A 12,000-nucleotide genomic window follows, 5' to 3' on the forward strand; every position below is an offset into this window, starting at 1 on the left:
ACACTAGTCCCATATTTCAGAAATTGCTTAAAAAATATAATATAAAACAATCTATGTCTAGACGAGGTAACTGCTGGGATAATGCTCCACAGGAGTCATTCTTTGGACATCTTAAGGATGAAACAAATATTAAAAATTGTAATACATTTGCTGAACTCTTGGAAGAAATTGATGAATATATGGATTATTATAATAATTATAGAGGTCAATGGAATTTAAAAAAGATGACTCCTGTAAAATACAGAAATCATCTTCTTAGTACCGCCTAGTCTTTTTTTAAACTGTCCTTGACAAAGGGTACATTTTATTATAATAAAAAAGATAGACTTTTTATTTTATGCATCTTTATATGAAAAATTATTTTTTCTTCTATAATCTAGTATTGTTCCACAAATACCTCCCAATAAAGATGGAACTATCCAGAAGAACCCTTCTTTAGCTAAAGGAAATTGATATATTACATCTACTATAAAAGGTATTTTTACCCCGACAGATTCTAGTGACATGAATACACTTACAATTAACGCCCCATATACTGATCCTATATAAGTTCCTCTATTAGGTATAATCTTGTTGAATAAGTTTAATAAGATTAATATAATAACCACAGGATAAAGTGTAACTAATACTGGTACTGCTAAATTAATTATAGTTTCAACTCCATAATTAGATATTACACAACTGAATATACTTATAATTAAAACAACAGTTTTATAGCTTATTTTATTATTTGATAGTTTATTAAAATAGTTTCCACATGTAGCTGTTAAACCCACTGAGGTTGTAAGACAAGCAATTGATATAGCTCCTCCAAATATATACTTACTATAAGGACCTAATATACTTTGGGTTATTTCTATAAGTAAAGTTGTTCTTGACATATTAGTTGGAAAAACTGACTTTGCAGTGGATCCTATATATGAAAGTCCTCCATAAACTAATACTAAACATATTGCTGCTACTATTCCTGATTTAGATGTTATATTCACCTGTTCTTCCTTACTTTTATAACCTTTAACTATTAAATTTACTATAACCATTTGAGCCACAATCATAGACCCAATTGCATCCATAGTCTGATATCCTTCTGTAAATCCTGTTGAAAAAGGATTTTGTAAATCTGATACTGTAGGTACTCCTATAGGATTAATAATTCCTTTTAATATTATTAGTCCTAAACTTCCTAATAAAATAGGTGTAAGTATAATACCTATTTTATCTACTACTTTTGATTCATTTGATGAAAATATATAACTTATACCAAAAAATATTATAGAAAAAAGTATTGGATTTGAATTAGGAAACATAGGTAAAACACCTAATTCAAAAGTTGTTGCTCCAGTTCTGGGTATACAAAATAATGGACCTATTGCTAACATTATTACTGTAAAAAGTATCTTCCCAAAATTTTTTCCAACTTTATTTGTAAACTTCTCAATAGTTCCACCTACCATGGCTATGGATATAATACCTAAAATAGGAAGACCTATACAAGTTATTAAAAATCCAATTGTTGCGATGCCCCAGTTCTTCCCCGCCATATATCCAAGTGTTGGTGGAAATATTAAATTTCCTGCTCCAAAAAACATAGAGAATAAAGCAAATCCTGTTATTAATACTTCTTTTAAATTCTTCTTCAAAATAAATCCCCCTTTTTTATTTTTATATTTGAATTAAAAAAGAGCATCATCCCTAAAGGGACGATGCTCCGTGTTACCACCCTAGTTGATTTGCATAACCCAATTGAATAAAAAATACCTAATAAAAAAACGCCCCCTACAAGGGACGATTATTATTCGCGGTACCACCCAATTTGATTGACACAAATCCTCTTTATACCCTTATTAACGTTAGGTATCCGGCTCAGCCTACTAAAAATTTAAATTTTTTTCAGCCTGCAATTCAGGAATGAATGTTTCATTGTACTCTTTAAGCAATTTCCACCAACCATTGCCTCTCTTTATAAATCATACAATTACTGCTTTCCATCATAATTTTTATCATATTATTAAAGTATTTTATTATATTTATAACTATATTTCAAATTGATACTTTATCATTATAATAATTTATCTTATGTATACTTAATTTTTCACTTGTTATATCCACTTATCTAAAGATTTTACTTTATATGTTTTAATTCCTTTTAGTATATTAAAATACTTGTTAAATATATCATCCTTTATATCCCCTTCATATATTATCCCTAAAGCATCTCCACTATGCGCTCCTATTATTCCGTAAGCTCCTATTTCTTTTTGAATTTTAAGTACAATAGATAATATTGAGTATCCTAATCTATTAGTATTTCTTACTATACTTTCTGTAGAACAGTAAGCTATTTTATTTATGTCTTTATTTTTTATGCCTTCTTTTAAAGTAGGCACTAAATCTTCTATATTACTTAAAGGTGGTAGGGGTTTATTATTGAATTCTACAGTATTTACCACCTTATTCCCTTCAAAAACTAATATATTAAATTGTGGACATTTTCCTATACTTTCTCTATAATTACCTTTTCTATAATCGAATAGAGTTAATTCATCAAAAATAATACTATCTGTTGGTTCTATTTTTATACAATTATCTATTAGCTCTTTTTGATTATATTGCTTTTGAAATATATTTATAAGACAATTATATACTGCTGCTAAATCAGCAGTACTACTTGCAAATCCCTTACCCCTTGGAACTTGGGATTTTATATCTATAGATAAATTATGAAAATATTTATCATAACCCCATTCTTTTAATATATTTAACATAAATTTATAAGATTTATAATGCATATTTATATTCTTTTCTTCTAAAGTTTCATAAACCCTAACTTTTGTATATAAGTTTATAGGACATGAACATAATATATCTTTTTCTCGAAATTTTCCTTGAATTATTTCTCCAAAACTTCCCGGATAAACTGTAATTTTTTCCATCTTCATTTCCCCTTATTTTTCATGCTATAATTTTATGCTATATTTTATTTTATCAAATTTTAGGGGATATTGACATAGGTATTTTTAGGTGTTACACTCAACAGAAGGTGTGTTTAAAAGTGTATACTTGTCCATTATATTACAGTTAAATTTTAATAATGGATTTCTACACTTTAAATTTAATTTTAGGAGGAATTTTAGTGAAAAATATTAAAAAGCTTTTATTATTATTACTTTCAATATTTTTAACTTTTTCCATAGCTGCCTGTTCTAGTAGTGATAATAAAGATGAAAACAAAAATGCTTCAAATACTTTAAAAAATACTACATATCCTTTAAAAATAAAAGATTCCTTTGATAGAGAAGTAACCATAGAAAAGGAGCCCTCAAAGGTAATATCCTTAGGACCAAATGTTACAGAAACTATATTTTCCTTAAATAAAGGTGATAAACTTATAGGTAGAACTGAATATTGTGACTTCCCAAAAGAAGTAGAAAAGATAAATACAATTGGAACCCTACAAAATCCAAACATAGAAAAAATAGTAGAATTAAAACCTGATATAGTAATTGCATCTACCCATGCTAAGAAGGAAAATTTGGATAAATTGAACCAATTAGGTATTAAAACAATAGCACTTTATGGTGAGGAAGATTTTGAAGGTGCTTATGATGTGATTTCAAGTATAGGTAAAGTTTTAAATGCCAATAATGAATCAAATACTATAGTAAATAATATGAAGAAAAAAGTTAATTTTGTAAAGGAAAAAGTTAAAGGGAAAGATACTCCTTCTGTGTATTATGTAATAGGTTTTGGTAAAGGAGGAGATTTCACTCCTGGTAAAGATACATTTTTACATAAATTAATAACTTTAGCTGGTGCTAAAAATGCAGGTGAAGACGCTGTTAATTGGAAATATAGTTTAGAAAAACTTATTGAAAAAAATCCTGATATAATTATTTGTTCAAAATATTTTGATGCAAAAAAAGGATTACAAGGGACAACAGGCTATACAGATTTAAAAGCTGTAAAAAATAATAAATTATTTGAAATAGACAATAATATGTTAGATAGACAAGGTCCACGACTTGCAGATGGATTAGAAGAACTTGCTAAATTAATTCATCCAGATGCCTTTAAATAAAATTTTAGAAAGGAATTTGTAAATGAGTTCTGTTAAGAAAAATAGTTATTATTCCATTATTTTTGTATTTATGATATGTGCTCTTTTTATTTCCATAATTATATCTAGCACTTTAGGAGTAGCAAATATAAATTTTAGTCAAAGTATACAAATTCTTATATCTAAAATTCCATTTATAAAGGATTTAATAGCCACATATAATATATCTGAAACCCATAAACTTATAGTTTTTAATATAAGACTTCCTAGGATAATCTTATCAGCTCTAATAGGCGCAGGATTGTCTGTAGTTGGATGTGTATTTCAGGCAATATTTAAAAATCCTATGGCAGATCCTTATATTCTTGGAATATCTTCTGGATCTGCTCTGGGAGCATCTATAGCGATAGTTATAGGAATTAGTAGTATGCAGCTTAGTATAGCTGGCACTACACTTTTTGCCTTTATAGGCGCAATTTCCACAACAATTTTAGTATATTTTATAGCTAAAACTGGAACAAAATTACCTACTAATACATTACTACTTGCAGGAGTATCTGTTAGTTTCCTATTTTCTTCTATTAATTCTTTAATTATGATATTTAATAGGGATAGAGTTGAACAAATAGTATTTTGGACCATGGGAGGTCTATCTTCTGCTACTTGGGAACAAGTAAATTCTTTATTTTTATTTGTAACAATAGGACTTATACTAATTATGATATATTCTAGAGATTTAAATCTAATGCTTATGGGTGATGAAACTGCTTCTAGTTTAGGAACTGAAGTTGATTTTGTTAAAAAGTTTTTATTAATTGTGTCTTCAATTATTATAGCAGCTTGTGTATCTGTAAGCGGTGTTATAGGATTTATAGGTCTTATTATACCTCATATAACTAGAATAATTGTAGGTCCTAATCATAAACTTTTACTTCCTTTTTCAACTTTAGGCGGTGCAATTTTTATGATAATATGTGATACCTTATCCAGAATTTTAGCACCTCCTGCTGAAATACCAGTAGGCGCTATTACGGCACTTTTTGGTGCTCCTTATTTTATATACTTATTGATTAAAAATAAAAAGAAGGTGATTTAAGATGCCTTATAAAAATCATGATCCTATTATTTTAAATAATGTAAGTTTTAGATATAATGAAAAACATATACTAGACGATATAAATATATCTTTTGAAAGAAATAAATTTCATAGTATTTTAGGACCAAATGGTTCTGGAAAAACAACACTTTTAAAAAATATATTAAAGACATTGCCTGCAAAGGATAAAACTATTTATATAGATAATTTTGATATAAATACCTATAAAAATAAAGACTTAGCTAAAAAAATGTCCTCTGTTCCTCAAAACACTAATTTAGAATTTGATTTTACTTCATTCGATGTGGTTTTAATGGGCCGTTCACCTCATTTGAAAAGATTTGAAAGGGAAAGTAAAAAAGATTATGAAATAGTGAAAGAGGCTATGAATATTACAAATACGTGGTATCTAAAGGATAAATACATAAATCAGTTAAGTGGTGGAGAGCGTCAAAAGGTAATTGTAGCTAGAGCATTAGCTCAAAAAAGTGCAATTATATTATTGGATGAACCAATTTCAAATTTAGATATACAAAATCAGATAGATATAATGGATACTTTAAAATTTCTAAATAGAGAAGTAACTATAATTTCTGTATTACATGATTTAAATTTAGCTTCTCAATATAGCGATTCTATACTTTTATTAAAAAATGGGAAAATTTATTCTAAAGGAAGTCCAGAAAATGTTTTAACAAAAGATAATTTAAAATATGTATACGATATTAATACTTATATAATAAAAAATCCTATTACAGGAAAACCTCATATAATTCCTATAAGTAAAAGTTTTCTTGATAATAATGGTTTGAATACTGACAATTTTAATGATGATAATTTTTTTTATAAAAAACCTTAATTTAAAAAGGTTTTTTCTTGTTTTTTGTAAATAGAATTTAATATATTTAATCTAGCTTTATCATATTCTTCAAAGGTCTTTTTAGCTTCTTCCACATTGTTATAAACCTTCCAATATCCAGTTAATAAATAATCCTCTGTAGAATTATCTATAAATCCCTCTATATCCTCTAGTGGAATTCCTAAAAATACCCCAAGCTCGTGTGGACACTCACTTTCATATCTAATTTTTAGCATATCTAAATATCCTTCTATATCTTTACTTTCATTATATCCAATCTTTTGTAGAAAATTGATATTTTCTTTTTTATGTAAATGATTTTCTAAAGATTCTTTCCTATAAAATAATTTTAATTTAAAATCATTTGTATCTTTAAGTGAGTAAGTTTCCACTGAGAAATATCTTTGAAATTCTTCTCCATACTTATCCCATAATGCATATAGATTTCTATTATTTTTAGATAAATTTACAATAGTGGAGGGTTTATTTTTTAAAATGCTAGGTGCAATATTATAAGCTAATATAGAAAACATATATTCTTTATCCTCTAAGTTCTTTATGATATTAAATATTTTTAGTATTTCTTTTCCTTTCATAATACTCACCTTTTAAAATAATATTTTACTAAATCCACAATATATTTATAGTATGTATATTAAAAAACCTTTCTATACGATAAAAAGTCCCTCTTTTATTAAAGAGAGACTTTCATATTATAATATTGTCATTCCTTTTTCTTCACAAAACTTTATCATTTCTTCTGGCCATATTGAGGATTGAACCTCTCCTATATGAGCTTTTTTTAGGAAAAGCATACACATTCTAGATTGACCTATTCCACCACCTATTGTATATGGTAGTTTTTTCTCTAAAAGCATTTTATGAAATTGTAATTCCTTTCTTTCTTCGCAATTAGCTAATTTTAATTGTTTTAAAAGGGATTCTTCATCTACCCTTATTCCCATAGAAGATAATTCAAAAGCTTTATTTAGAACTGGATTCCAAAAAAGTATATCTCCATTTAATTCCCAGTCATCATAGTCTGGAGCTCTTCCATCATGTTTTTCTCCTGATTCTAATGTTTTTCCTATTTTCATTAAAAATACTGCTTTCTTTTCTTTAGTTATAGCATCTTCTCTTTCTTTAGCTGTAAGATCTGGAAACATATCCTCAAGTTCTTGAGTAGTCATAAAAAATACTTCTTCTGGTAAAACTTCTCCTAAAAATGGATACAATTTGTTTATATGCTCCTCTGTTTCTTTAAAAGCTTTAAATATTTTTCTAACTATATCTTTTAAATATTCCTCATTTCTATCTTCTTTTTTTATTATTCTCTCCCAATCCCATTGGTCAACATATATGGAATGTGTATTATCTAATTCCTCATCCCTTCTTATAGCATTCATATCTGTATATAGACCTTCGTCAGCATTAAAATTATATCTGTAAAGAGCCATTCTCTTCCACTTTGCTAGAGAATGAACAATTTCTACTGCTGCTTCATTATCATCCTTCACAGTGAACTTTACTGGTCTCTCTACTCCATTTAAGTTATCATTTAATCCCTTGTCACATCTTACAAAAAGAGGTGCTGATACTCTTATAAGATTTAGCTGTTTTGCTAAAGCTCTTTCAAAACAATCCTTCACTTCCTTAATTGCAATAGCAGTTTCTTTTAAATCTAATTCAGTTTTATACTCTTTTGGTATTATAAGTCTTTCGCTACATTTGATTTCCATAAAATTACCTCCTAAATTATTTCCTATAATAAACTACTTACCCTCATGGATTTTAGTAAATAAATTTTTTTAATCAAAAAAGCCTTTCATCCCAACTAAGGGACGAAAAGCTTAAACTCTCGCGGTACCACCCTGGTTAGCCTATAAAAGGCTCTCCTCTTTAAAAGTATCTAACAATACTCCCAGCTTTAACGATCTGGTTTCGTCTAAGCCTACTCTCAATATATTGATTTCGGTTAGAGACTCAGGGATGTTCTTCAGTATAAAATTCATATCAATCTTTCACCATCATCGACTCGCTATAATTACCTTTTACACTTACTCTTCCCATCACTGTCTTTTTTAAAATTTCCATTTAAAACTATTGATTAATATTATATATTTTATATTTCCCAATGTCAATAGATTTATGCATTATTAACCCAGTCTATCATTTTGTCATACTGTTTTTCTGCATCTTCAAATCCCATTTTATAAAGACCTTCTAACTTTTCTGTGTTTTTTTCTATTCTTCTTACCTTTATTTTATTTGTAGGTCTTAAAATAAACACCTTATTTTCTTCTTCCAATTTTTCTATATAATCTAAAGTTCTATTATATATCCTATATCTATCTTCAATTGCCTTTATTAAATTATCATAGCTTGAATAAAATCTTTTTAACAATCTTTTTCTCCTAAAAGGATCTTTTCTATAACCTTTAGGTCTAGTTAATATAATAATATTTTTAATATTACCATCCTTTATAGATTTTCCTATGGGAATGGAGTCTGATATTCCCCCATCTAAAAGTTCCATCCCATTATATCTAACTATAGGACTAATGAAGGGTAAACTACTGGAAGCTCTTACAGTAGTTAATATATCTTCATCTTTATCCTTATCAAAATATACAGGCTTACCGGTTTTGCAATCTGTAGCTACTATAATAAATTTTTGTTTAGATGCATAAAAAGCTTTGTAATCAAAAGGCTCTAATTTATTAGGAATTTCATCATAAATTAAATCAATTCCTAATAAACTCTTACATCTAAATATATTTTTAATTCCTATATATCTAGGATCATTTACATGATTTATAACTACTGCCTTATTTCTTTTATTTTGTTTTGATATATATGATGTAGCATTACATGCCCCCATTGATACCCCTATAACATAAGGAGCATAAAATTCCTTTTTCATAAAGTAATCCAATATACCTGCGGTGTAAAGTCCTCTCATACCTCCACCTTCTAGTATTAATCCCACCTTATCCATATAGTACCTCCAATGATTACACTTTTCTCTTATTCTACGGAATTAAGTTTTTCCATAATAGTCTTTTCCATGATTTTCAACTTATCTTCTGAATCTTTTAAAGTATGCCCTTTAGAATATAAGTATATTTTTATTTTGGGTTCTGTACCCGATGGTCTAATAGCATACCATGATCCATCTTCTAATATAAATTTAAGTACATTTGATTTAGGAAATTCTACTGATTTTTCTTCCCTAGTTATAAAATCAATTTCTTTTCCTTTATCTATGTCTATATACTTTATAAGTTTATTATCTCCTATAATTTTAGGAAATTCATTCCTATATGCTTCCATCATTCTTCCTATTCTTCTTTGTCCTTCAACACCTTCTAATATAAGTGAAATTAAATTTTCCCTATAATATCCAAATTCATTATACATGTCATTTAACACATCTATTAAAGTTTTACCTTGTGTTTTATAATAAGCCGCTGCCTCACATAAAAACATTGCTGAAATAACTCCATCTTTATCTTTAACAAAGTCCCCAGCTGTATAGCCTATGCTTTCTTCATATCCAAAAATAAAATTATATCCTTTTTTATTCATTTCCATTTCTTTACCACAAATATTTTTAAATCCTGTAAGAGATTCAAAGGTAGTAACACCATATTTTTCTCCTACAACTTTACCCATGTCACCAGTAACTACTGATTTTACTATCATTGGTTTCTCAGGTAAAGTTCCCTTTTCTACTTTACTTTCCACAAGATATTTTATTAAAACAGCTCCTGTTTGATTACCATTTAACGCCACAAATTCTCCACGATTATTTCTAGCCATTACTGCTAGTCTGTCACAATCAGGATCTGTTGCTAATAATAAATCTGCTCTTTCTTTCTCTCCTAATCTTTTAGCATATTCAAAGGCTTTTATATCCTCTGGATTTGGATAACCTACTGTGGTAAAATCTGGATCTGGATTTTCCTGTTCTGGCACAACTATTACATTGGTAAATCTTCTTTCCCTTAGAACTCTTCTTACTGGAATATTTCCCGTTCCATTTAATGGTGTGTAAACTATTTTTATGTCCTTATCTATATCATTTCTTATAGATAAAGCCTTAACTTTTTCTATATATTCATCATCTATTTCTTTTCCTAATATCTCTAAAAGACCTTTTTCTAAAGCTTCTTCTTCAGATATGGACTTTATTTCTTTAAAATTTTTAATGTTATTTATCTCTTCTGTAACAGGTTTGGCTATCTTATCTAATATTTGTGCTCCATCTTCCCAGTACACTTTATATCCATTATAATCTTTAGGGTTATGACTAGCTGTTACTACTATTCCAGATATTGTATTTAATCTCCTTACTGTATAGGATAACTCTGGTGTTGGTCTTAAATCTTCAAATAAATATGCTTTAATTCCATTTGCAGCCAAAACTAATGCTGCAGTTTTTGCAAACACATCTGAATAATGCCTACAATCATAGGCTATAGCTACCCCCCTATTCATTACCTCTTTACCTTGTTTTGCTATAAAATTTGCAAGTCCTTGAGTTACTTTAGCTATTATATATTTATTCATTCTATTTGTACCAGCTGCAATTTTACCTCTAAGTCCTGCTGTTCCAAACTCTAAATTTTTATAAAATCTATCTTCTATTTCCTTAGGATTATCTTTTATACTTTTTAATTCTTCTTTTGTAACATCATCAAAGTAATCGTTATTTAACCACTCATTATAAATTCTCATATAATTCATAAATATATCCCCTTTCCTTTGTTATATACTATTATTTTATCAGATTATTGTATAGTTTATTAGCATATATTATAATTATTTCCTAAAATATATTATAAAAACCCTGAATTTACATAAAATATGAAAATTCAGAGTTTTTATAATGCATTTGCTTATTCTCAACAATAATTTGTTAAATTTATATATGGTTAAAATCTAACTTCATCTTTTATATTAGGTCTATCCTTTAGTGTTACTTTTACAGTAACAGTGTCTGATCCTAATTTAATAAATTTATTAGTAATATTTTCATCCATTTTCCCCAATTCTTCATTATTTATTGTAAATACTAAATTATCTTTAGGTATTTCCCCCCCTAGTTCATCCTGTACTTCAAATTCTATTTCATCTCCTGCTTTAATTCCTTTTAAGTCATTAACTACCCTTATGGAACTTATTCCAATGTTTTCAATTTGTATTTTATTTACTATACTTCTAATATCCATGCTTTGAATTTCATCTAAGGTAATTATATTATCTTCTAAATCCCCTTCTACTTTTATTACATTACTGTCTTTATTGGTTTTTGCAAATACTTTTCTCATTCCTAATACTCCAGTATCCCCAATAGCTAAAACCATTAATAATACAATAATTATACAGATAAAGTTTTTGTATTGTCTTTTCTTATACATATTCTACCCCTTCTTTAATTAAAAATAATTTATCTTGCCTTACATATACATATACATACTCAACATCCGCTCTTATATAACCCCTCCTTATATAATTTATATAATAGTTTTTATATAAATAAAAAAACCTTATATTCCATGCCACTCCATAAGAATATAAGGTATTATAACAACAGTTAAAAAACTTAATATAACCTTTAATACCCAACTTTCTCCGGAAGCTGTATATTTATTCTTATAAAGCAGGTCTCCTGACTTATGGTTCATCATTTATTTCCGCCTTCTCAAGAATATCTCAATGGCTTATGGAATAAACTCACCAATTACAGTGGCCGGACCGTGGAGGATTTTCGCCTCCTTCCCTTTTAATTCTCTTTTACAAGAAACTTTATAAATAAATATTTAATTTTTATAGTAAATATTTATTTTCAAATATATTGTTAATATTTATTAATTTGATAATATTCATTACTTATTTTAATATCTTATCAACTTTTATATTCATTATAACACATTTTAATAAAAAATAAAGTTAAAGTTATAAATAATTTGTGAATAAAAGGAT

The 12,000-nt window shown here is 27.5% G+C and carries 12 protein-coding genes, 1 riboswitch and 2 other annotated features; of the genes, 4 read left to right on the plus strand and 8 right to left on the minus strand.

Annotation, left to right across the window (positions count from 1 at the left end):
• Nucleotides 1-269, plus strand: a 269-nt coding sequence (locus B5D21_RS11610; RefSeq protein ID WP_143323994.1) for an IS3 family transposase, incomplete at its 5' end; no start/stop codon positions are given.
• A gap of 66 nt (nucleotides 270-335) precedes the next feature.
• On the opposite strand, the gene brnQ is transcribed toward B5D21_RS11610, so the two are convergent.
• Nucleotides 336-1,640 carry a branched-chain amino acid transport system II carrier protein gene (gene brnQ / locus B5D21_RS11615; RefSeq protein ID WP_011099051.1) on the minus strand — a complete coding sequence of 435 codons (1,305 nt, stop codon included), beginning with the start codon at nucleotides 1,638-1,640 and terminating at the stop codon, nucleotides 336-338.
• A 138-nt stretch (nucleotides 1,641-1,778) separates the two neighbouring features.
• Nucleotides 1,779-2,001: a binding site (T-box leader), on the minus strand.
• A 98-nt stretch (nucleotides 2,002-2,099) separates the two neighbouring features.
• Nucleotides 2,100-2,933 carry a GHMP family kinase ATP-binding protein gene (locus tag B5D21_RS11620; protein ID WP_035110258.1) on the minus strand — a complete coding sequence of 278 codons (834 nt, stop codon included), beginning with the start codon at nucleotides 2,931-2,933 and terminating at the stop codon, nucleotides 2,100-2,102.
• A gap of 200 nt (nucleotides 2,934-3,133) precedes the next feature.
• On the opposite strand from B5D21_RS11620, the gene B5D21_RS11625 reads away from it, so the two are divergent.
• Genes B5D21_RS11625 through B5D21_RS11635 form a run of 3 tightly spaced genes read left to right on the plus strand, consistent with a single transcriptional unit; the run spans nucleotide 3,134 to nucleotide 6,012 of the window.
• A complete protein-coding gene (locus tag B5D21_RS11625; RefSeq protein ID WP_035124310.1) occupies nucleotides 3,134-4,078 on the plus strand; it encodes an ABC transporter substrate-binding protein in 945 nt (314 codons plus the stop codon).
• Nucleotides 4,079-4,100: 22 nt separating this feature from the next.
• Nucleotides 4,101-5,153: a FecCD family ABC transporter permease gene (locus B5D21_RS11630; protein ID WP_011099048.1), complete on the plus strand. Its 1,053-nt coding sequence runs from the start codon at nucleotides 4,101-4,103 to the stop codon at nucleotides 5,151-5,153.
• Nucleotide 5,154: 1 nt separating this feature from the next.
• On the plus strand, nucleotides 5,155-6,012 hold the full coding sequence (locus B5D21_RS11635; protein ID WP_011099047.1) for an ABC transporter ATP-binding protein: 858 nt from the start codon (nucleotides 5,155-5,157) through the stop codon (nucleotides 6,010-6,012).
• Here B5D21_RS11635 and B5D21_RS11640 read toward each other — a convergent pair.
• The 6 genes from B5D21_RS11640 to B5D21_RS14100 form a co-directional block, all read right to left on the minus strand.
• Entirely contained in the window at nucleotides 6,009-6,608 is a 600-nt protein-coding gene (locus B5D21_RS11640; protein ID WP_035110262.1) for a DUF3793 family protein, read from the minus strand. The genes B5D21_RS11635 and B5D21_RS11640 overlap by 4 nt on opposite strands.
• A gap of 117 nt (nucleotides 6,609-6,725) precedes the next feature.
• Complete coding sequence (gene asnA, locus B5D21_RS11645) at nucleotides 6,726-7,751, minus strand: aspartate--ammonia ligase (RefSeq protein WP_011099045.1); 1,026 nt, start codon at nucleotides 7,749-7,751, stop codon at nucleotides 6,726-6,728.
• Nucleotides 7,752-7,846: 95 nt separating this feature from the next.
• Nucleotides 7,847-8,094: a binding site (T-box leader), on the minus strand.
• A gap of 64 nt (nucleotides 8,095-8,158) precedes the next feature.
• The gene (locus tag B5D21_RS11650; RefSeq protein WP_011099044.1) at nucleotides 8,159-9,010 is read right to left on the minus strand and encodes a patatin-like phospholipase family protein; all 852 of its coding nucleotides are present in this window, start codon (nucleotides 9,008-9,010) and stop codon (nucleotides 8,159-8,161) included.
• Nucleotides 9,011-9,039: 29 nt separating this feature from the next.
• Complete coding sequence (locus tag B5D21_RS11655; protein ID WP_011099043.1) at nucleotides 9,040-10,761, minus strand: phospho-sugar mutase; 1,722 nt, start codon at nucleotides 10,759-10,761, stop codon at nucleotides 9,040-9,042.
• Nucleotides 10,762-10,949: 188 nt separating this feature from the next.
• Nucleotides 10,950-11,435 (minus strand): hypothetical protein, encoded by a 486-nt coding sequence (locus B5D21_RS11660; protein ID WP_011099042.1) that lies wholly within the window; start codon nucleotides 11,433-11,435, stop codon nucleotides 10,950-10,952.
• Nucleotides 11,436-11,564: 129 nt separating this feature from the next.
• Nucleotides 11,565-11,702 (minus strand): hypothetical protein, encoded by a 138-nt coding sequence (locus B5D21_RS14100; protein WP_155274199.1) that lies wholly within the window; start codon nucleotides 11,700-11,702, stop codon nucleotides 11,565-11,567.
• Nucleotides 11,660-11,841: riboswitch (cobalamin riboswitch) on the minus strand. (Overlaps the previous gene by 43 nt.)
• Between the last annotated feature and the right edge of the window lie 159 nt (nucleotides 11,842-12,000).

The sequence above is a fragment of the Clostridium tetani genome, from assembly GCF_900167265.1.
In the GTDB taxonomy this organism is placed as follows: Bacteria; Bacillota; Clostridia; order Clostridiales; family Clostridiaceae; genus Clostridium_G; species Clostridium_G tetani.